We start from the raw sequence: 20,616 nt of genomic DNA on the forward strand, positions 1-20,616 counted from the left end.
TTCCTCGCCATGACCGTTATCAAAAATATTACGCTGTTGGTTTTCACGGCAATGCTGGGCGTCTTCGTGTTGGGTGGCGCCAGTTTCTACTTGACCGATGAAATCAATTCCAGCGCCAGTTACGCCAGTGTCAATACCGTACCCAGCCTGCTGGAGATCGATCGGACCGCCGAGGCCATTGCCAGTCTGCATGCCTTGCAATGGCAGCGCCTCAATGATTCGGACAAAAGCACTGTGCCTCCCTACGCCGAAGCGGTGGCGCAGCATGTCAGCGTGGTCGATAAGGCGCTGGAGCGCTACAAGACCCAACTGGTTTCAGACGAGCATGATGCCGCGCTGTTGAACCAATTGCGCACCCGGTTTGACGCGTTTGCCAACGCGCAGACGCGGTTCGACAAATTGATCGAAGCGGGCGATACCACTGGAGGCCGTGCGCTGCTCGAGGCGAGTCAGCCATTGCAAGCGTCGATTCAGGCGGCGATATCCGATGTGCGCCAATACAACCTGGAGCAGGGGCGCAAGGGGCAATTGCTGGCCACCCGCACCGAGCAGAATGCCCGCTACATCATCCTGCTGATCAGCGCACTGACCCTGCTGGCCACTGGCGTGATGGGCGCCTTTCTGGCGCGCAACCTGATGCGTCAGCTCGGCGGTGAACCGGTCATCGTTCGCGCCTTCGCCGCGCGCCTCAGCGCGGGGGAACTGGATGCCAAGGCCTCGCTCAAGGCGGGCGATACCACGAGCCTGATGGCCTCCATGCACCAACTGGGCACGAGCCTGCATGGGATGGTCGTGGAGATCAACCGCATGTCCAGCGAGCATGACAAGGGCGAGATCGACGCACAGATCGACGCCGGCCGCTTTCACGGCAGTTACCGTTCGATGGCCCAGGGTATCAACGACATGGTCAACGGCCATATCGCGGTCAAGAAAAAGGCTATGGCGTGTATCCGCTCCTTTGGTGAAGGTGATCTTTCGGCGCCGCTGGAACAGTTCCCCGGCAAAAAAGCCTTTATCAATGAAAATATCGAGCTGCTGCGCAGCAATGTGCTGGCGTTGATCAATGAAATGCAGCACATGTCCCGCGAGCACGAAAAAGGCGACATTGACGTGATGATCGATGTCGAGCGGTTTCGCGGTTCGTACCGCGAAATCGGTCAGGGTATCAATGACATGGTCAACGGCCATATCAGTGTGAAGAAAAAGGCCATGGCGTGTATCCGCGCGTTCGGCGAAGGCGATCTGGCAGCGCCCCTGGAACAATTCCCGGGCAAGAAAGCCTTTATCAACGAAAACATCGAGCAACTGCGCGCCAACGTTCTGGCCCTGGTCGACGACACGCGTCAGATCAGCGACAGCGCGATGATCGGCAAACTCGACACCCGGCCTGACGCCTCTCGGCATCAGGGCGATTTCCGCCGCATCATCCTGGGGATCAACGGTTCGCTGGATGCGATCATCGTGCCGATCACTGAAGCCATGGACGTGTTGTCGGCCATCTCCAGCGGCGACCTGACCCGGACTATCGTCGGCGACTATCAGGGCAAGTTCCTGGAGCTGAAAAACTCGGTCAACGACACCGTGGAAAAACTCTCGGAAATCATCGGCGAAGTGCGCGGGTCGGCCGATTCGCTGTCCAGTGCGTCCGAGGAGATCTCCGCCACTGCCCAGAGCATGGCGCAATCGGCGTCCGAACAGGCCGCATCGGTGGAGCAGACCTCGGCGTCGATGGAGGAAATGTCGGCGTCCATCGCCCAGAACACCGAAAACGCCAAGGTGACCGATGGCATGGCGGGCAAGGCCAACAAAGAGGCCTCCGAAGGCGGTCGCGCCGTGAAGGACACGGTGGCGGCGATGAAGACCATCGCGGAAAAAATCGGCATCGTCGATTCCATCGCTTACCAGACCAATCTGTTGGCGCTCAACGCGGCGATCGAAGCGGCGCGTGCCGGCGAGCATGGCAAAGGGTTTGCGGTGGTGGCGGCGGAAGTGCGCAAATTGGCCGAGCGCAGCCAGATCGCGGCGCAGGAAATCAGTGAAGTGGCCAAGAACAGCGTGGCCCTGGCGGAGCGCGCGGGCAACCTGCTGGATGAGATCGTGCCCTCAATCGCCAAGACCTCCGACCTGGTGCAGGAAATCGCGGCCGCCTCGGAAGAACAATCCATCGGCTCCGAGCAAATCAACAGCGCCATGTCGCAGATGAGCCAACTGACGCAGCAAAACGCTTCGGCCTCCGAGGAGCTGGCCGCGACGGCCGAGGAGATGAGTGGCCAGGCCGAGCAGTTGCAGGAGTTGATGGGCTTCTTCACCGTGCAAAGCAAGCGTGCCGGGCGGGCTGTCGCAATGCCTGGCCTGAGTCGCGCGGCGTCCATGCCGGAGCATGACGGCCGTGCGGTGGAGAGCGGTTTCGTCCGCTTCGGGAGTTGACCCATGAGCGCCTCAGCCGTTGTGCCGGACACTGCAGCGCCAGCGCTGCAAGTCGATGCGCCCTTGCAGTACCTGACCTTCTCGGCTGCCCAGGAGATGTACGCGGTCAATACCTTGAGTGTTCGAGAAATCATTGAGTACAGCCAAGTGACCAGCGTGCCGATGATGCCGGCGTTCCTGCGCGGGGTGATCAATCTTCGCGGCTCGGTGGTGCCGGTGGTGGACCTCAAGGCGCGGTTTGGCAAGGGGGCGACAGCCCTGGGCAACCGCACGTGCATCGTCATTCTGGAAGCGGCGAAAGAGGGCGAGTCCCAGGTGCTGGGGGTGGTGGTGGACTCGGTCAGCGAAGTGATCGAGATCCACGACAGCGACATCAGGCCCGCGCCGGCCTTCGGCAACCCTATTCGTACCGATTTCATCAGAGGGATGACCAAGGTGCGAGGTGCGTTTGTCACGCTGCTGCAAATCGAGCAGGTGTTGTGCGTCGATGAGATCGCCGGGCTGATGAGCGCTTGAGGTGCATGACCGACGACCGTGCCGCCAGGCACGGCCGCAAAGCAATTGATCCGAGGTGAATCATGGCGTTATCCATCGACAGTCCAGGCAATGCGACGGTCTCGAACCCGAGCCAATACCTCACCTTCGAGTTGGGGGGGAGATGTTTGCCGTCGGCACGCTCAATGTGCGGGAAATCATCGAATACGGGCCGATCACCAGCGTGCCGTTGCTGCCTGCCAGCATCCGTGGCGTGATCAATCTGCGCGGCGCCGCGGTACCGGTGGTGGACCTCGGTGTGCGTTTTCGCGGCGAACGTACGGTACAGACGTCAAGAACCTGCTTTGTGATCCTGGAGGTGCAGACCGGTGCCGTGCGCAAACCGGTGGGCATCATTGTGGACGCGGTCAGCGAGGTGCGTGAAATCGCCGATCAGGACATCGAGCCTTCGCTGAACGTCGGGAGCGAGGTCAGGGCCGATTTCCTGGTGGGCATCGGCAAACTGGAAAGCGGTTTTGTGCTGTTGCTGGATATCGCTCGCGTGTTGTCCCTGGAACAGGTCGATGTGCTGTCCAACCTTGAATCCCTGCTGCCTGCAACCGCCTGACTCGACTTTGGGGTGCCCTTATGAACGTGATTCTCTCCGACGCCGAGTTCCAGCAATTTCGCACCCTTATCCATCAGATCGCTGGCATCAGCCTGTCCGATGCCAAAAAACAGTTGGTGAGCACTCGGCTCGCCAAGCGACTGCAGGTGTTCAACCTGACGACCTACGGCGCTTACTACAAGGTGCTGATGAAGGACGCCAAGGAACTGCAGGTGGCGGTAGACATGCTGACCACCAACGAAACCTACTTTTTCCGCGAACCCAAGCATTTTGATTTCCTGCGCGATGTGGCCCTGCCCGAACTGCGTGGCAGCGGCACGCTGCGGGTATGGAGTGGCGCCTGCTCCACGGGTGAAGAGCCCTACACCCTGGCCATGGTGCTGGCGGACAACCTGGGCGGGCGGCCTTGGGAGATTGTCGCCTCGGACATCAGCAGCCGCGTGCTGGACAAGGCCCGCCAAGGCCGCTATCCCCTCGACGGTACGCGGGGCATTCCCGAAGCGTTGCTCAACAAATACTGCCTCAAGGGCGTCGGTGCCAACCACGGGTGCTTCATGGTTGAACCGGCGCTGGCGTCGCGGATCGATTTCCAGGCGATCAACTTGAATAACCCGCTGCCGAAAGTCGGCATGTTTGACGTGATCTTCCTGCGTAACGTGATGATCTATTTTGACAACGACACCAAAGTGCAGGTGGTCAAGCGACTGGTCAGCCACCTCAAGCCCGGCGGCTATTTCCTGGTCAGCCATTCGGAAAGCCTCAATGGCGTGACCGATGAGCTGCGGCTGGTCAAACCTTCAATCTACCGGAGGCCACATGCCTGACACTCAACCCTCCCGCGAGGTATTCCTGAATCCCGGCGAGTGGTTTTTCGGCTCAGGCACGATTCGGCTGCGTACGGTGCTGGGCTCTTGCGTGGCCCTGGTGTTCTGGCATCCGCAACGCTTGGTGGGGGGCATGTGTCACTACCTGCTCCCGCAGCGCACCGTGTCCCGCTCGCCGGTGCTGGACGGCCGTTACGGCAATGAAGCCCTCCAGTTGTTATTGGCGCGGATGCACGCAATCAAAGTGCCGCCGACGGAGTTCAGAATCAATGTGTATGGCGGCGGGAACATGTTCCCCGGGCTGGTGCGCCCGGACAATCACTACGTTGGGCAACGCAATGTCGAGCAGGCCAGGCGCCTGTTCGATGCGCATCACCTGCGGTGCGTCAACTGGCACGTGGAAGGCGTGGGGTATCGCACCGTGGTGTTCGACCTGGCCAATGGCAACATTCAACTCAACTACCTGGCGCTGCAGCAGCCCCTCAGCGGCCCTCATGGAGAGCGTGCGATATGAGTCTTATCAAAGTACTGATCATCGACGACTCCGCGGTAGTCCGCCAGGTATTGACGGCGACCCTGGGACAAGACCCCGCCATTGAAGTGATCGGCGCGGCGGCGGACCCGGTGTTCGCCATGGACAAAATGAACAAGCAATGGCCGGATGTGATTGTGCTGGACGTCGAGATGCCGCGGATGGATGGCATTACGTTCCTCAAGAAACTTATGGCCGAACACCCCACGCCAGTGGTCATCTGCTCGACCTTGACCGAGAAGGGCGCGGCCACCACCATGCAAGCGTTGGCCGCCGGAGCTGTGAGTATCGTCACCAAGCCGCAGTTGAATTTGCGCCAGTTCCTGACCGATAGCGCCGATGAGTTGGCGGGGGCCGTCAAGGCCGCCGCCAAGGCCAATATGAAACGCATGGTGCCGTCGAGCGGGCGTATCCCGCCCAGGTTGAATGCCGACGTGATTCTGCCGGCGGGCACCCAGGCGATGGCGCGCACTACTGAAAGTATTGTCGCCATTGGCACCTCCACCGGCGGTACTCAAGCCCTGGAGCTGGTGTTGACCGCGCTGCCCAGGGTATGCCCAGGCATCGTGATCGTGCAGCACATGCCCGAACACTTCACCGCAGCGTTTGCCGAGCGACTCAATCGCTTGTGTGAGATCGAGGTCAGGGAAGCGAAAAGTGGTGACCGGGTGATCCCCGGTTGCGCATTGATTGCTCCCGGGGGCCGGCACATGGTGCTCAAGCGCAACGGCGCGCAATACCAGGTAGACATCGTGGACGGCCCCCCGGTCAGCCGGCATCGGCCTTCCGTGGATGTGCTGTTTCGCTCCGTTGCCCGCAGTGCCGGCGGTAACGCGCTGGGGATCATCATGACCGGGATGGGCGACGATGGCGCCCGTGGCCTGAAGGAAATGCACGACAACGGTGCCCGCACCCTGGGCCAGGATGAAGAATCCTGCGTGGTATACGGCATGCCCAAGGAGGCCTTCAAGCTCGGCGCCGTGGAGCGCGAGTTGCCGCTTGAACAGATAGCAGCCGCGATTTTGCAATCTCTGCAACCGCGGCGCTGACTGATTGCCTGCTGGCAGTTGGACCTGACCGTTTAACCCGTTAATCTTGCTTTCCGCCTTTTATTGAACCTCAACAACGGGAATCCGCGCGGGTGATCAAACCGATAGTGCTGATACGTCGTCGTTTCGCCTCGATCCGATGGCGCACGCGAGTGACCCTCTGGACAGCCGCCACGCTCGCCGGGTTGCTGGTGGTGATGTTCGCCCGACTGGCCGATCTGGCATTGATGCAGTTCGCTCAACAGGCCGCCGAACGACCGTGGCTGCCGTTTATCTACACACCGCTGATCGGCATGCTGGTGGTGTGGATGACCAGCCGGTTTTTTGCCGGGGCCCAGGGCAGCGGTATTCCCCAGGTGATCGCGGCGACACGCTTGGCCCGCCAGGGCAAACCCGTGGATACGTTGGTGTCGTTGCGCCTGGCCTTCGCCAAGATAGGCCTGGGTGCCCTGGCCTTGACCGGTGGATTTTCAGCCGGCCGCGAAGGCCCTTCGGTTCAAGTCGCCGCCTCGATCATGCATTTCTTTCACCGCTATCTGCCCAATGCGCGAATCATCCGCCCTGAAGACCTCATCCTCGCCGGTGGCGCAGCCGGCATTGCCGCCGCCTTCAACACGCCCTTGGCCGGTGTGGCCTTTGCGGTGGAGGAGTTGGGACGCAAGTTGGAAACCCGCACCAGCGGGGTGTTGCTCAGCACGATCATCCTGTCGGGGATGGTCGCGATCGCCTTGCAGGGCAACTACAACTATTTCGGCCACTTCGACGTGCAAGAGGCCAACCTCGATATCGTGATTCCGGTCCTGGCGATTGGCATCGGTTGTGGCCTGATGGGTGGGTTGTTCAGTCGCATGCTGCTGTGGCCACAGCGCTATCGCCACTTGGCGGTATGGGAATGGCGGCGCCTGCACCCTGTGTGGTTCGCGGGTGGCTGCGGCCTGATCGTGGCGGTGCTCGGCTGGCTCAGTGGCGGGATGTCCTTTGGCAGCGGTTACGGCATCACCTCGCAGATCCTCGTGTCCGACGTCGGTTTGCCCTGGCACGCGCCGATCACGCGTTTCCTTGCGACCGTCGTGACTTATTTTTCCGGTATCCCGGGCGGCATCTTTGCTCCTTCCCTGGCGGTAGGGGCGGCCGTCGGGGCCAACGTCGCCGAGTTCTTCAGCTTGGCTGCACAGCCCGTTATCGCGTTGTGCATGGTGGGGTTCCTGGCGGCGGTCACCCAATCGCCGATCACCTCAGCGATCATCGTGATGGAGATGATCGACAGCCATGGCATGGTGATCAGCCTGATGGCGGTCGCGCTGATTGCCAAGGCCGTCAGCGCCAGGATGGGCCCCGAGCTCTATCAACAGTTGGCGCGTGGCTTTCTGCAAGCGCCAGGCAGTGACGCCGCCACGCAAAAAAGCACGCCATAGGGGCCGCCATAGTGTGCCTGATGCTTAACGAAGAGGTGAGCACCGTGAGCCCTCGTCACTCACCTGCAATCCGGTGCCTTTTGATTCGGTACATATCACCGTCCGCATGGCTGAGCAGCGTATCCGCGTCCTCTCCGTCGGCCGGGTAAAACGCCGTGCCGATACTGCAGGACGGCATCTTCACCGCGCCAAACTCGGCACCCAGCGGTTCGGCCATGACCGCGAGTATCTGCGCCACCTTTGCGGCAACCGCATCCCGCGACGGGAGATCCGTCAGCAGCACGGTGAACTCATCACCGCCCATCCGGGCCACCAGGTCGCTGCCACGCACGCAGCGTTCCAACCGGCGTGCAATCACACACAGCACGCGATCGCCCATGGCATGGCCATGCACATCGTTGATGCTCTTGAAATCATTGACGTCCAGAAACAGTAACGCCAGGGTGTGGTTGTGAATCTTCGCGGTTTGCAGGGCGCAATCGAGTCGATCGTTGAACAGCGACCGGTTGGTGAGGGCCGTCAGCGGATCATGGTGGGCGAGGAAACGCAGCTCTTCCTCGGCTTGGGTGAGGGCTGTCACATCCCGCGCGACGCCGATCCGCGCGCCCACCTCCGGGGACCAGAAGGCGGCCCACAGGATGTGCACGATGCTGCCGTCCTTGCGGATATAACGGTTGCGAAAGTCGACATGGGGCTGGCCATTCATGACCCGGATAATCGAGGCTCGGGTGCGTGCGAGGTCGTCAGGGTGCATGTAGTGGGTGATCGGGGTGCCGATCAGCTCCTCGGCACGGTAGCCGAGCAGCGCCTCGCAGGCATCGCTGACAAAGACAATCTGGCTGTCACCGTCGACGACAAAGACCGTATCCAGCATCAGGTGGATGAGTTTGGGGTAGAGCGCTTGCAGGTCAACGGACATGGGACATTGGGCATCTGGTTCATGTCGGCCGATCATAGCCCGATCATGAAGAGAGGCGGCGCGCAATCCTGCAAATTTTTACGCATTGCCCGACGAATGCAACCAGACGCTCAGACGAGAGGCTTGATGGGGGCCGCGCAGAGATCGTCACCGCCCTGCGCGGCCAGGCATCAGCGCATATGCAGAATGATCGGGCTGCTGCTCGCGGGATCGGTATGCCCGCGCAGTGTGCCCACCGCCTTGGCGTCCACCGCACCGCCCTGGTTACCCCAGGTGCCGCGCACGAACGTCAGCACCTCGGCGATCTCCTGGTCGGACAACTGCTCACGAAACGCCGGCATGCGGTAGGCATCCGGCACGCCGGCGGCCACTACGCGCTGTGAGCCGTTGAGGGTGATGTTGATCGCCGACGCGGTCTCGCCGGCCAGGGCCGAGGTGGCACCGGCCAACGGTGGCATCCAGTCGGGCTGGCCCTTGCCGTCGAGGCCATGGCAGGACGCGCAGCGGATCGCGTAGGTATGGGCGCCGGGCACGTCCTGGCGTATCTCGGCATTCACGTACTGCCAGGGCGTGCCGTCACGCTGCGGGTCACCGGGCAGTGACTTGAGGTAGCGGGCGATGGCGGCCAGGTCGTCGTCGGCCATGAACTGGGTGGAGTTGTTGAACGCCTCGGTCATCGAGCCGTAGACCACGGCGTGCCTGTTACGCCCGCTCTTGAGGAACTGTACGATCTCGGGCTCGCTCCAGCGCCCCAGCCCGGAATTCGGGTCCTGGCGCAGGCTCGGTGCATACCAGCCGTCAAGCAGGGCACCGGCGAGGAATGGTTTGCCGGACTCATCCAGGGCCTTTTCGTTGAACGCCAGCCCGCGCGGCGTGTGGCAACTGCCGCAGTGGCCGGGGCCTTGGACGATGTAGGCGCCGCGATTCCACACCGGGTCCTGATCGGGTTTGGCGGCATAGGTGGCGGTTGGCGCGAACAGGCCGTTCCAGAGTGCGATGGGCCAGCGCATATTCAGCGGCCAGGGAATATCGCTGGGGATATTCGCCTGCTTGGCCGGCTGTACGCCTTTCATGAAAAACGCGTACATCGCCCGTATATCGTCGTCGCTGAGCTTGGCGTAAGACGGGTAGGGCATGGCCGGGTAGAGCCGTCGCCCACCCGGCGCCACGCCGTGGCGAACCGCGCGGTCGAAGTCGGCCAGGCTGTAGGCGCCGATGCCGGTGGTGCGGTCCGGGGTCACATTGGTGGCATGGATCGCCCCCAGCGGCGTAGCCATTTCCAGGCCGCCGGCAAACGGTGCCTTGCCTGGCAGGCTGTGGCAGGCCACGCAGTCGCTGAGGCGCGCGACGTACTCGCCGCGACTGACTTGGGCCGGGTCGAAACTGGCGGCCTGTTCCTGTTCGAACGGTGAGGCGGGCTGGCGGGTGACATACCAGGCCAACAGCCCAGCGGCGACCAGGCAGGGCAGCGCGAGCCAGCCTACGGTTCTTGCGAATCGACGGTTGTTCATGGGCGGTCTCGCTCGGTTAGCTGAAGGTGTGTCGGCTTAATGGCAGGCTGCGCACACGCTGGCCGGTCAACTGCGCCACCGCGTTGACCACGGCGGGCGCCACGGCGGGCAGCGGCGGTTCACCGATACCGCCCATTTTTTCGCCACTCTCGATGATTTTTACATGCACCTGCGCCATGCGTGACGACGGCAGGATCGGGTACAGGTCGTAGTTGCGCGCCCGTGGCTTGCCGTCCACATACACCGCCTCTTCCAGCAACGTCTGCGATAACCCCAGGGCCACGGCGCCATTGACCTGCGCCTCGATGATCGCCGGGTTGACGATGCTGCCGGGGTCGATGGCTTCCCAGATGTGATGCACCCGGACCTGGCCTTTTTCAATCGACACTTCGGCGATCACCGCCGCATGGGAGCCGAACGGCGAGGCCATGGCCACGCCACGGGCACGCCGCGTGCCGTCTTCGGCGGTATAGGGCCCGCGTTTCCAGCCGCCGGACAACTCGCCCACGGCGTTGAGCAGGGTGGTCAACCGTGGATTGTCGCGCAGCAGGTGCAGGCGCAGTTCATACGGGTCGCGGCCGCCTTTGTCCGCCAGTTCGTCGAGGAACGCTTCGTAGAAAAAGTCGTTGAGCGAATTGCCCACCGAACGCCAGTAGCCGAGCATGGCCGGGCCTTTGACGTAGATCTGCGCGATGCGTTTGTTCGGGATGGCGTAGTGTTTGCCCGACAACCCTTCGAGGGCTGTAGGGTCGAGCTTTTCCCCTTGCTTGCCGGCGATCGCTTCGCTGGGGCCTTCGGTGGCGCTGACCGCCTCGATGGCCACCGGCAGGCCGTCGGCGTCCAGTGCGGCGCGGAACTTGACCACGGCGACCGGGCGCAGTACATCGCGCAGGAACTCTTCCTCACGGCTCCAGATCAGCTTGATCGGGCGCCCCACCGCCTTGGCCAGCGCAATGGCCTGCGGGTAGGGGCTGGCTGAGTCATACAGGAAATGCCGGCCGAAAAAACCGCCCAGCAACGGCGAGTGCAGGTTGATTTGCTCGGGCGCCAGGCCCGTGCGTTTGGCGATATCGGCGCGGAACAGGTCCGGCGCCTGGTTGGGTAGCCAGATGTCCAGGGAACCGTCGGGGTTGAAGCGTGCCAGGGCCGACGGTGGCTCCAGCTGGGCATGGTTGAGGTACTGGTTGTGGTAGGTGGCTTCGACCTGGGTCTTGGCGTTTTTCAGCGCAGCGGCCACATCGCCTTCGTTTTCATCGTCACGGGCCGGGCCTTGCTGGGCGGCGAGGACGTCGCGGAAGCCGTCGCTGGAAAAGTCCGCGGGCATGACGCGGACCTTGGAATCGGCGCCCGGCTCCTGCCAGTCGACCTGGATCGCCTCCACCGCACGCTTGGCATGCCACCAACGTTCAGCCACCACGGCCACGGCGCCGGGAAGTGGGTGAACGGAATGCACGCCTTTCATGGCTTGAACCTGCGCCTGGTTGCGCAGGCTGCCCACGGTCATGCCCAGGCGTGGCGCGTGCTGCACGGCGGCGTGGAGCATGCCGTCGACCTTCAAGTCGATGCTGTACAGCGCCTTGCCGGTGGATTTGTCGTAGGCGTCCACACGTTTGACCGGTTTGCCGATCCAGCGGAACTGGCTCGGGTCACGCAAGGTGATGCTGGCCGCATCCGGCACCGGCATGTCCAGGGCGCGGCCGGCCAACTCGCCATAGCCCAGGGAGCGGCCGGACGCCGCGTGTACCACGCGGCCCGGTTGGGTGCTCAGCTCACTCACCGACACGCCGAGCTGCTCGGCGCCGGCCTGCAGCAGCATGGCGCGGGCGAGGGCGCCCAGGCGGCGCATGGTCGGGTAGCTCGTGCGCACCGACATGCTGCCGCCGGTGATGCGCATGCCGTTGTCCATCACCACGTACGCATCGCCGGGCGGCGCGGCTTCGACGATGAACGTGGCCGGGTCGGCGTCCAGCTCTTCGCCGACGATCTGCGCCATGGCCGTGTGGGTGCCTTGGCCGCCTTCCATGAACGGGCTGAGCAGGCGCACCGTACCGTCCGGGCGAATCTCCAGGAACGCCGGCACCTGGGTGCCGCGTTCAGCGGCGGCGCCAGTGGCGGCCTGCACACGGGAAGCGCCGAGCGGCAGGCCGAAACCGATGACCAGCGCGCCCACTGCGGTACTGGCCAGGAAGCGTCGACGCGACAGGTTGATCGGTTCGCCCAAGGGCACACCGGGGATCAGTTCAGGTGTGTTCATCAGGCGGTCTCCTTCCCGGCGGCCAGGTCAGACATGGCGGTATGGATGGCGTTGTAGGTGCCGCAGCGGCACAGGTTGACCATCGCCGCGTCGATCTGGTCCTGGGTGGGGGCGGGGGTGTGCTTGAGCAGCGCGGTCGCCGCCATCACCTGCCCGGACTGGCAATAACCGCATTGCGCCACCTGATGCTCGACCCAGGCGCTGACCACGCGTTTGCCCACTTCATCGGTCTCGATGGCTTCGATGGTGGTGATCTCGCGACCGACCATACCGGCCACCGGCGTCACGCACGAGCGCACCACGTTGCCGTCCACCAGCACCGAGCAGGCGCCGCACTGGGCCAGGCCGCAGCCGTATTTGGTGCCGGTCAGGCCCAGATCGTCGCGGATCACCCACAGCAAGGGCGTGTCGGCGTCGGCGTCGACCTGATAGGCCTTTTGGTTGATACGTAATTCCATGGCGAACTCACCTGCTGATCATCGGTTGGTGGTGCTGATTTCTTATAGGGGGGTGCGACTATAGGTCGCCCATCGTCGAACTCTAGACCACCGCGCAAGGGGTATCTATCTGATGGGGCTCAAGTTCAGAGGATCAGGCAAGTATTCAACAGGATTGGGTGACTGCGTTGGGCGTTGGAGCCCTAGCGCTTTTGATAAAACCGGGTACATATCCATTGCTGCGGTAACGGCCACTTAGGGGTACGCCCTTACGACGTGTCACTTTTGTAAAGGCTCTGCAGGAGCGAGGGTGAACGCCTAGTTCCTACAAAAGTGACCGGTCAGTGCCCATGCCGAGCGGGGCACCCAGGCTCTTCTGTAGGAGCGAGCTTGCTCGCGAAGAACGTCAACGATAACGCGGTAAACCTGATCCCCCGCGGCGTCCTCAGGTTTTTCGCGAGCAAGCTCGCTCCTACAAATAGTGACCGGTCAGTGCCCATGCCGAGCGGGGCACCCAGGCCCTTCTGTAGGAGCGAGCTTGCTCGCGAAAAACGTCAACGATAACGCGAAAAACCTGATCCCCCGCGGCGTCCTCAGGTTTTTCGCGAGCAAGCTCGCTCCTACAACAGTGATCGGTCAGTACCCATGCCGAGCGGGGCACCCAGGCCCCACTGTAGGAGCGAGCTTGCTCGCGAAAAACGTCAACGATAACGCGAAAAACCTGATCCCCCGCAGCGTTCTCGGGTTTTTCGCGAGCGAGCTCGCTCCTACAAATAGTGATCGGTCAGTGCCCATGCCGAGCGGGGCACCCAGGCCCTTCTGTAGGAGCGAGCTTGCTCGCGAAAAACGTCAACGATAACGCGAAAAACCTGATCCCCCGCGGCGTCCTCAGGTTTTTCGCGAGCGAGCTCGCTCCTACAAATAGTGATCGGTCAGTGCCCATGCCGAGCGGGGCACCCAGGCCCTTCTGTAGGAGCGAGCTTGCTCGCGAAAAACGTCAACGATAACGCGAAAAACCTGATCCCCCGCGGCGTCCTCAGGTTTTTCGCGAGCGAGCTCGCTCCTACAAAAGTGATCGGTCAGTGCCCCTGCCGAGCGGGGGCACTTTACAAATCATGACCAAATGCCAGCAATGATCGCCATGGCTTGTCAGTCATCGACACTCAACCCCACCCCTCGCGCACCGCACTGCGAATTCCTTCCAGCAACATCCCAAACGCCGGGTTGTCATTGTCTTCGCGCCAGATCAGGTGCAGCTCGCTCTGCGCGCCTTCGCCCAGTTCGATGGCGCGGAACACCACGTTCTTGAACACCACGCTGCTGGCGCACCGCGGCACCAGGGCCAGGCCCATGCCGGCGTTGACCAGCGCCAGGATGGTCAGGGACGAGCCCAGCCACTGCACGTACTCCGGTGCCACGCGGGCCGAGCGCAGCAGGCCGGTGAGCAGTTCGTTGAACGGTGGATAGGCGGAATGGGCATACATCAGGAAGGGCTGCGCATCCAGGTCGTGCACGCTGACCGTTTCGACACGGGCCAACGGATGGCTGCTCGGCACTGCCAGCACAAACGGCTCGCGCACCAGGCATTCGGTGGCGTAGCCGGGTTCGAGCAGGGGCGCGCGGACGATACCGAGGTCGATGCGTCGGGCGCGCAGGGCTTCGTATTGCTGGTAGGTGTTCATCTCCGCCAGGTCGATCTTGACGTGGGGCTGTTTGAGCCGCGCTTCGGCGATGACTTTGGGCAAGAACTCATACACTGCGCTGCCGACGAAGCTGATATTGACCGTACCGATATCGCCCTCGGCAAAGCGCCGTGCGGTGACGGCTGCTTGCTGGGCGCGCTCCAGCAGGTTCTGCGCCTCGATGAAAAAGGCTCGGCCGGCGGCGGTGAGGGCGACGCTGCGGGTGGTGCGGGTAAACAGCTCCACGCCCAGGTGATGCTCGAGCAATTGGATCTGTCGGCTCAGCGGCGGCTGGGTCATGTTCAGGCGTTCGGCGGCCCGGCGGAAATTCAGCTCGGTGGCCACGGTGGTGAAGCAGCGCAGTTGCGTCAGTTCGAACATTGATCTAATCCCGGTATCAATCGCATGCCAAGTTAGATTAGACGGGAACAATCCCTGGCGTCCATGATCCCTGCGTCCCTTAAAAAAACAATGAATGGGAGTTGCCCCGTGGATACCCTCCAGAATCCGCCAGACCCGACCGTGCTCGCCCGCGCGGCCGCCAAGGTCAAGCGCCATGTATTGCCGCTGTTCGTGGTGATGTTCATCGTCAACTACATCGACCGCGTCAATATCGGTTTTGTGCGCAGCCATATGGAAACCGACCTGGGCATTGGCGCGGCGGCCTATGGCCTGGGCGCCGGGCTGTTCTTCATCGGTTATGCGATCTTCGAAGTACCCTCCAACCTGCTGTTGCAGCGTTACGGCGCGCGAGCCTGGTTGACGCGCATCATGTTCACCTGGGGCGCCGCCGCGATGGCCATGGCCTTCGTACGGGGTGAAACCAGCTTTTACATCCTGCGCTTTATCCTTGGCGCTGCCGAAGCCGGGTTTTTCCCAGGGGTCATTTACTACTTCACCCAATGGTTGCCGGCTGCCGAGCGTGGCAAGGCCATGGCGATTTTCCTCAGTGGCTCGGCCATCGCGTCGGTGATCTCCGGGCCAGTCTCGGGGGCGCTGCTCAACGTCAGCGGCTTGAGCCTGCATGGCTGGCAGTGGATGTTCCTGATCGAAGGCTTCGCCTCCATCGTGCTCTGTGGGTTTGTGTGGTGCTGGTTGCAGTCCCATCCCCGCCAGGCCACATGGCTGAGCGACGAAGAAAAGCACGCCCTGGTCAGCGCCATCACCCTGGAGCAGCAGGCACGCGAAGCCAGCCAGAGCGTGCGGCCGTCGATGTTCAAGTTGCTGGCCGACAAGCAGATCGCGCTGTTCTGCTTTATCTACTTCTCCATCGCCCTGACCATCTACGGCGCCACGTTCTGGCTGCCGAGCATGATCAAGAAAATGGGCAACCTGGGTGACTTCCAGGTGGGCTTGTTCAACTCGATCCCCTGGTTGATTTCCATCGTCGCCATGTACGTTTTTGCGTCTCTGGCGAGCAAGTGGAAGCACCAGCAGGCGTGGGTTTCACTGATGCTGGTGATCGCCGCCGTTGGCATGTTCATGTCCACCACCGGCGGGCCGGTGTTTGCCTTTGTCGCCATCTGTTTTGCCGCGATTGGCTTCAAGGCCGCCTCGGCGCTGTTCTGGCCGATCCCCCAGGGCTACCTGGATGCACGGATCGCGGCGGCGGTGATTGCCTTGATCAATTCGGTGGGCAACCTGGGCGGTTTCGTCGCGCCCACCACCTTCGGTCTGCTGGAGCAGACCACCGGGTCCATCGAGGGCGGCCTGTATGGCCTGGCCGCGACTTCGTTGCTGGCAGCGGTGGTGGTGTTCTTCGCTCGCACCGCGCCACGGGGCGGTGTGCCCCCCACGTCAACACCTTCCACTCATCACGCCTTGCGTCCAGGTCCACAGGGAGCCGCCTCTTGAAAATTGTCCGCGTTACCGTCACCCCGATTGCCTTCCGCGACCCGCCCTTGCTCAACGCCAGCGGCATTCATGAGCCTTTTGCGCTGCGTTCGATCATCGAGGTCGAAAGTGACACCGGCTACATCGGCCTGGGTGAGAGCTATGGCGATGCCCCGGCGCTGGCGATCCAGCAACAGGTGCAGCAGCAACTGATCGGCCTTGACCCGTTTAACCTCAACGGGCTGCGCGCCATCGTCCAGGCCACTGTGGCCGCGCATAAACCGGCGAGCCTTGGCGGCGCGGAACTGGCGCCGGGTTCCCACGCGAGCAAGGCGGTGAGCAATGCCTATTCGGCGTTCGAGGTGGCCTTTCTCGACCTGCAGGCGCATGCGTTGAATGTGCCGCTGGTGGACCTGCTCGGCGGCGCGATTCGTGATCAGATTCCGTTCAGCGCCTACCTGTTCTTCAAATACGCCGAGCACATCGATTCACCCTACAAGCCCGACAGCTGGGGCGAAGCGCTCAATGAAGTGCAGATCGTCGCCCAGGCCCGGCGCATGATCGAGACCTACGGGTTCAAGAGCATCAAGCTCAAGGCCGGTGCGCTGCAACCCGAGCATGAGGTCGCGTGCATCAAGGCCTTGAAAAAGGCCTTCCCCGATGTGCCGCTGCGTATTGATCCGAATGGCAACTGGTCGCTGCAAACCTCGATTCGCATGGCCGAGTTGCTCGGTGATGACCTGCAATACTATGAAGACCCGACCCCCGGCCTGGAGGGCATGGCCGAACTGCACAAGCGCACCGGCTTGCCACTGGCGACCAATATGGTGGTCACCGACTTTGACGAACTGCGCCGCAGCGTGGCACTCGACAGCGTGCAGATCGTGCTTGCCGACCACCATTACTGGGGTGGCCTGCGCGACACCCAAGTGCTGGCGAAAATGTGCCAGACCTTTGGCCTCGGGGTGTCGATGCACTCCAACTCACACCTGGGTATCAGCCTGATGGCCATGGCCCACGTGGCCGCGTCGGTGCCCAACCTCGACTACGCCTGCGACACCCATTACCCCTGGCAGGAGCCGGACGAAGAGGTGATCAAGGGCGGCAAGCTGCCGATCGTCGACGGCTGCGTGCGGATCACCCGCGCGCCAGGGTTGGGCCTGGAACTGGACCATGACCAGTTGGGCAAGCTGCACGATCAATACCTCAGTTGCGGTATTCGCCAGCGCGATGACGTGAAACAGATGCAGCGTTATCAACCGGCGTGGAAAACCGTCAAACCGCGCTTCTGAGGCGGCTTGCGTCGCCGCTTCAATCAGCGGTTAACGGGATCGCGCGCCCTCCATCTCCCGCCGAATACGCATCAGGTCCTGATACGCCTCGGTGCGCTTGTCATCGGCCAGCTGTTTCGCCTCGCTGAAGCGCAACCACGCGGCCGCGTCGGCGAGGCTGGAGCCGATGATGTCATAGGCGGCCTGTTCCAGCCGGTCGGCTTCGTAGAACAATTGGGTGTTGTGCGCCAACGCGGCATCCCAGTCGGTTTGTTGCGATGATTCGCGGATGTTTGCTGCCATGGCCTCACCTTAAGGTCGTCATGTGCGAGCGAAGAGCGCAGGGGCCTGATCGAGGCTGCCGGGTCCAAAGCTCGCATAGGCGCGGCACGAGCCATTCTCGTGCCTGTTGTCCTTGTGTGTTGAGGGATGAGGGGGGCGGTTTGTTCAAATTAGTTCTGACTGTGGGCCGCGTGGAGTGCCCTGACCATTCGTCAGGCCACGGGATAATGGGCGGAACGAGACTGCGCTGGTTTCACCCCAACGCATAAGGGGCAGGCTGCTGCCCATGCCCATACACGGAAGAACGATCATGAAAAAACTCACGATGTGCCTGAGCCTTTGCGGCGTGTTCATGCTGCAGGGGTGTTTCGACCGCGAAGACAACGACACCAAGGGCAACACCAGTGGCACCCAGTCGTCGGTGCAGATGCAGGAAGGCAAGGCTGATGAAAGCAAATAAGCGCCTTAACGTACGCTGAACCCGCCCGACAGCTTGCCCTTCAGATAACCGACCAGGGCGCTCACCGCCTTCGGCACATGGGGCGAGTAGGGGCGGATCAGGTAGATCTCGTCGGCAAACGCGCCTTTGAGCGTCCAGCCCTTGAGCACCGGTACCAGCGTGCCGCTGGCCAGCGCGGCATGGGCGCTGAAGTCCGGCAGCAGGGCGATGCCCAGGTGGTTGAGGGCCGCGTCGCGCAAGGCTTCGCTGTTGTTGGTGGCAAAGCTGCCGGCGATGGGCACGGTCAGGCGCTCGAAGTTTTTGCTGCCGCGTTCGAAGGTCCAGGCCGGTTGGTCGGTGCCCCGTGGGTAAAACAGGCAGTTGTGCGCGGACAGGTCGCCGGGTTCGCGGGGTTCGCCGTGGCGTTGCAGGTAGTCCCGGGTGGCGACCAGCACCGAGACGGTGTCGCACAGTTTCCAGGCGACGTGGGTTTCCGGCACCTGGAAGCCGTGGCGCACCGCCAGGTCGTAGCCTTCGGCGGCCAGTGAGCTCAAGGCATCCGATACGTCCAACTGGATACGTACCTGCGGGTACTGCTGCAAAAACTCCGACAGATGCGGCACCAGTTGCTGCCTGGCGAAGGCCACCGGCGCGGTCAGGCGCACCAGCCCGCGAATCTCGCCGACAGCGTCGCGCACCGACGAAAAGCTGCGGGCGATCTGCGCGTAGGCGCTACGCACTTCACGGGTCAACGACAGCCCGGCCTCCGTCAGTCGCACACTGCGCGTGGTGCGGGTGACCAATTGCGTTCCGGTGGCTTTCTCCAGGTCGGAGATCCGCTGGCTCACCGCCGATTTGCTCACTCCCAGCCGCACGGCGGCTGCGGTGTAGGTGCCTTGTTCCTCCAGTACCGACAGCCAATGGATATGGGTCCACAGCCCCTCGATTTCAGCCTTTTCCATGCTTGGATTGTTCGCATATATGGACAATAAGTTCAGGATTCTGCTCTGGTTTTGAACAAAGCGAAAGCCTATCGTGTGTCCCAACGCTACCCACCCGGATCGACTGCCATGACGACAACAATCGAGCACTACATCAACGATCAGCGCGTTTCCCGCGATGATCGCTACCAGGACGTCTACAACCCGGCCACCGGCGAAGTCACCGGGCGCGTCGCGCTGGCCAGCCGCCAGACCGTGGCCGAAGCCGTCGCCGCCGCCCAGGCCGCCTTCGCCGAGTGGGCCGACACCCCGCCGATCCGCCGCGCCCGCGTGCTGTTCGAATACCTGCACCTGCTGCGTGAGCGCAAGGACGACCTGGCGCGCATCATCGTCGCCGAACACGGCAAGGTCTTCACCGACGCCCAGGGCGAAGTCGACCGGGGTATCGATATCCTCGAATTCGCCTGTGGCATTCCCAATCTGCTCAAGGGTGAACACTCCGACCAGGTGTCCCGTGGCATGGACAACTGGACGATGCGCCAGCCCCTGGGCGTTGTCGCCGGGGTAACGCCGTTCAACTTCCCGGTGATGGTGCCCATGTGGATGTACCCGATCGCCATTGCGGCGGGTAACACCTTTATCCTCAAGCCAAGCCCGACCGACCCGAGCGCCTCGCTGTTCATGGCCGAGCTGCTGCGTGAAGCGGGCCTGCCAAAAGGTGTGTTCAACGTGGTGCAGGGCGACAAGGAAGCGGTGGATGCGCTGATCGAGCACCCGGACGTCAAGGCCGTGAGCTTCGTCGGCTCTACCCCGATTGCGCAGTACCTCTACGAAACCGGTGCGCGTAACGGCAAACGCGTGCAAGGCCTGGGCGGCGCGAAAAACCATATGGTGGTGATGCCTGACGCTGATATCGAAAAAACCGTAGACGCACTGATGGGCGCGGCATATGGCAGTGCCGGCGAGCGCTGCATGGCCATCTCCGTCGCCGTGCTGGTCGGCGATGTGGGCGACAAAGTCGTCGCCGCCCTGACCGAACGCGCCAGGCAACTGCGCGTCACCGACGGCCGCGACCTCAAGGCCGAAATGGGGCCGATTGTGTCCCGTGCCGCCTTGGACCGCATCAGCGGCTACATCGAACAAGGCGTACAAGCCGGAGCACAACTGCTGCTCGACGGCCGTGACTATGTGCCCACCGAACCGGGCCTGGAAAACGGCTTCTGGCTCGGTGCGACGCTGTTCGACCACGTGACCGAAGAGATGAGTATCTATCGCGAAGAAATCTTCGGCCCGGTGCTCGCCTGCGTGCGTGTGAACGACTTCGCTGAAGCGGTGCAACTGGTCAATGACCACGAGTTCGGCAACGGTGTCAGTTGCTTTACCCGCGACGGCAACATCGCCCGCGAGTTTGCACGGCGCATCCAGGTGGGCATGGTCGGCATCAACGTGCCGATCCCGGTGCCAATGGCGTGGCACGGGTTCGGCGGCTGGAAGAAGAGCCTGTTCGGCGACATGCATGCCTATGGCACTGAGGGTGTGCGTTTCTATACCAAGCAGAAGTCGATCATGCAGCGCTGGTCGGAGAGCATCGAGCAGGGTGCGGAGTTTGCGATGCCCGTCTCCAAATAACTCAAGACTGTAGAAGGTCCAATGTGGGAGGGAGGCAAGCCCCTCCCACATCGGCTTGTTTTTCACTTG

The 20,616-nt window shown here is 62.5% G+C and carries 17 protein-coding genes and 2 pseudogenes; 12 read left to right on the forward strand and 7 right to left on the reverse strand.

Annotation, left to right across the window (positions count from 1 at the left end):
- Nucleotides 1-9: 9 nt before the first annotated feature.
- The 8 genes and pseudogenes from AB4O05_RS15375 to AB4O05_RS15410 all read left to right on the forward strand — a co-directional run.
- Nucleotides 10-1,575 (forward strand): annotated as a pseudogene (locus tag AB4O05_RS15375) (MCP four helix bundle domain-containing protein); the annotation flags it as partial.
- A 6-nt stretch (nt 1,576-1,581) separates the two neighbouring features.
- A pseudogene (locus AB4O05_RS15380) lies at nt 1,582-2,307 on the forward strand (methyl-accepting chemotaxis protein); the annotation flags it as partial.
- Between the two features lie 123 nt (nt 2,308-2,430).
- Complete coding sequence (locus tag AB4O05_RS15385) at nt 2,431-2,943, forward strand: chemotaxis protein CheW (protein ID WP_460136763.1); 513 nt, start codon at nt 2,431-2,433, stop codon at nt 2,941-2,943.
- A 142-nt stretch (nt 2,944-3,085) separates the two neighbouring features.
- Entirely contained in the window at nt 3,086-3,529 is a 444-nt protein-coding gene (locus tag AB4O05_RS15390; protein WP_460136762.1) for a chemotaxis protein CheW, read from the forward strand.
- A gap of 20 nt (nt 3,530-3,549) precedes the next feature.
- Entirely contained in the window at nt 3,550-4,353 is an 804-nt protein-coding gene (locus tag AB4O05_RS15395) for a CheR family methyltransferase (protein ID WP_460136761.1), read from the forward strand.
- Entirely contained in the window at nt 4,346-4,867 is a 522-nt protein-coding gene (locus AB4O05_RS15400; RefSeq protein ID WP_460136760.1) for a chemotaxis protein CheD, read from the forward strand. Before AB4O05_RS15395 ends, AB4O05_RS15400 begins: the two co-directional genes overlap by 8 nt.
- Nucleotides 4,864-5,934 (forward strand): protein-glutamate methylesterase/protein-glutamine glutaminase, encoded by a 1,071-nt coding sequence (locus tag AB4O05_RS15405; protein ID WP_460136759.1) that lies wholly within the window; start codon nt 4,864-4,866, stop codon nt 5,932-5,934. The genes AB4O05_RS15400 and AB4O05_RS15405 overlap by 4 nt, the downstream gene beginning before the upstream one ends.
- Nucleotides 5,935-6,026: 92 nt before the next feature.
- Nucleotides 6,027-7,349: a chloride channel protein gene (locus AB4O05_RS15410; RefSeq protein ID WP_460136758.1), complete on the forward strand. Its 1,323-nt coding sequence runs from the start codon at nt 6,027-6,029 to the stop codon at nt 7,347-7,349.
- 55 nt (nt 7,350-7,404) lie between these two features.
- Here AB4O05_RS15410 and AB4O05_RS15415 read toward each other — a convergent pair whose 3' ends face one another.
- From AB4O05_RS15415 to AB4O05_RS15435, 5 genes are all read right to left on the reverse strand, one after another.
- A complete protein-coding gene (locus tag AB4O05_RS15415; RefSeq protein WP_460136757.1) occupies nt 7,405-8,268 on the reverse strand; it encodes a diguanylate cyclase domain-containing protein in 864 nt (287 codons plus the stop codon).
- 170 nt (nt 8,269-8,438) lie between these two features.
- On the reverse strand, nt 8,439-9,779 hold the full coding sequence (locus tag AB4O05_RS15420; protein WP_460136756.1) for a c-type cytochrome: 1,341 nt from the start codon (nt 9,777-9,779) through the stop codon (nt 8,439-8,441).
- Nucleotides 9,780-9,795: 16 nt separating this feature from the next.
- Entirely contained in the window at nt 9,796-12,033 is a 2,238-nt protein-coding gene (locus AB4O05_RS15425; protein WP_460136755.1) for a xanthine dehydrogenase family protein molybdopterin-binding subunit, read from the reverse strand.
- Entirely contained in the window at nt 12,033-12,491 is a 459-nt protein-coding gene (locus AB4O05_RS15430) for a (2Fe-2S)-binding protein (RefSeq protein ID WP_460136754.1), read from the reverse strand. Before AB4O05_RS15430 ends, AB4O05_RS15425 begins: the two co-directional genes overlap by 1 nt.
- A 1,142-nt stretch (nt 12,492-13,633) precedes the next feature.
- Nucleotides 13,634-14,533, reverse strand: a complete 900-nt coding sequence (locus tag AB4O05_RS15435) for a LysR family transcriptional regulator (protein ID WP_460136753.1) — start codon at nt 14,531-14,533, stop codon at nt 13,634-13,636.
- A gap of 108 nt (nt 14,534-14,641) precedes the next feature.
- Here AB4O05_RS15435 and AB4O05_RS15440 point away from each other — a divergent pair, with 108 nt between their 5' ends.
- Together AB4O05_RS15440 and AB4O05_RS15445 are read left to right on the forward strand one after the other, a co-directional pair.
- On the forward strand, nt 14,642-16,006 hold the full coding sequence (locus AB4O05_RS15440; RefSeq protein ID WP_460136752.1) for an MFS transporter: 1,365 nt from the start codon (nt 14,642-14,644) through the stop codon (nt 16,004-16,006).
- On the forward strand, nt 16,003-17,277 hold the full coding sequence (locus tag AB4O05_RS15445) for a glucarate dehydratase family protein (protein WP_460136751.1): 1,275 nt from the start codon (nt 16,003-16,005) through the stop codon (nt 17,275-17,277). The genes AB4O05_RS15440 and AB4O05_RS15445 overlap by 4 nt, the downstream gene beginning before the upstream one ends.
- Before the next feature lie 30 nt (nt 17,278-17,307).
- On the opposite strand, the gene AB4O05_RS15450 is transcribed toward AB4O05_RS15445, so the two are convergent.
- Complete coding sequence (locus AB4O05_RS15450; protein ID WP_460136750.1) at nt 17,308-17,559, reverse strand: hypothetical protein; 252 nt, start codon at nt 17,557-17,559, stop codon at nt 17,308-17,310.
- A 289-nt stretch (nt 17,560-17,848) separates the two neighbouring features.
- Here AB4O05_RS15450 and AB4O05_RS15455 point away from each other — a divergent pair, with 289 nt between their 5' ends.
- Nucleotides 17,849-17,998: a hypothetical protein gene (locus tag AB4O05_RS15455; RefSeq protein WP_460136749.1), complete on the forward strand. Its 150-nt coding sequence runs from the start codon at nt 17,849-17,851 to the stop codon at nt 17,996-17,998.
- A gap of 5 nt (nt 17,999-18,003) precedes the next feature.
- On the opposite strand, the gene AB4O05_RS15460 is transcribed toward AB4O05_RS15455, so the two are convergent.
- A complete protein-coding gene (locus AB4O05_RS15460; protein ID WP_460136748.1) occupies nt 18,004-18,939 on the reverse strand; it encodes a LysR family transcriptional regulator in 936 nt (311 codons plus the stop codon).
- Nucleotides 18,940-19,047: 108 nt separating this feature from the next.
- Between AB4O05_RS15460 and AB4O05_RS15465 the strand changes: the two genes are divergently transcribed.
- Complete coding sequence (locus AB4O05_RS15465; RefSeq protein WP_460136747.1) at nt 19,048-20,547, forward strand: CoA-acylating methylmalonate-semialdehyde dehydrogenase; 1,500 nt, start codon at nt 19,048-19,050, stop codon at nt 20,545-20,547.
- Nucleotides 20,548-20,616 lie beyond the last annotated feature (69 nt).

This window comes from Pseudomonas sp. S1_G07, from assembly GCF_054668565.1.

Coding starts and splice junctions, on each gene's coding strand:
- AB4O05_RS15385 (WP_460136763.1), top strand. CDS start 2,431: ATGAGCGCCTCAGCCGTTGTGCCGGACACTGCAGCGCCAGCGCTGCAA.
- AB4O05_RS15465 (WP_460136747.1), top strand. CDS start 19,048: ATGACGACAACAATCGAGCACTACATCAACGATCAGCGCGTTTCCCGC.
- AB4O05_RS15455 (WP_460136749.1), top strand. CDS start 17,849: ATGAAAAAACTCACGATGTGCCTGAGCCTTTGCGGCGTGTTCATGCTG.
- AB4O05_RS15425 (WP_460136755.1), bottom strand. CDS start 12,033: ATGAACACACCTGAACTGATCCCCGGTGTGCCCTTGGGCGAACCGATC.
- AB4O05_RS15415 (WP_460136757.1), bottom strand. CDS start 8,268: ATGTCCGTTGACCTGCAAGCGCTCTACCCCAAACTCATCCACCTGATG.
- AB4O05_RS15435 (WP_460136753.1), bottom strand. CDS start 14,533: ATGTTCGAACTGACGCAACTGCGCTGCTTCACCACCGTGGCCACCGAG.
- AB4O05_RS15405 (WP_460136759.1), top strand. CDS start 4,864: ATGAGTCTTATCAAAGTACTGATCATCGACGACTCCGCGGTAGTCCGC.
- AB4O05_RS15390 (WP_460136762.1), top strand. CDS start 3,086: ATGTTTGCCGTCGGCACGCTCAATGTGCGGGAAATCATCGAATACGGG.
- AB4O05_RS15460 (WP_460136748.1), bottom strand. CDS start 18,939: ATGGAAAAGGCTGAAATCGAGGGGCTGTGGACCCATATCCATTGGCTG.
- AB4O05_RS15430 (WP_460136754.1), bottom strand. CDS start 12,491: ATGGAATTACGTATCAACCAAAAGGCCTATCAGGTCGACGCCGACGCC.
- AB4O05_RS15400 (WP_460136760.1), top strand. CDS start 4,346: ATGCCTGACACTCAACCCTCCCGCGAGGTATTCCTGAATCCCGGCGAG.
- AB4O05_RS15420 (WP_460136756.1), bottom strand. CDS start 9,779: ATGAACAACCGTCGATTCGCAAGAACCGTAGGCTGGCTCGCGCTGCCC.
- AB4O05_RS15395 (WP_460136761.1), top strand. CDS start 3,550: ATGAACGTGATTCTCTCCGACGCCGAGTTCCAGCAATTTCGCACCCTT.
- AB4O05_RS15450 (WP_460136750.1), bottom strand. CDS start 17,559: ATGGCAGCAAACATCCGCGAATCATCGCAACAAACCGACTGGGATGCC.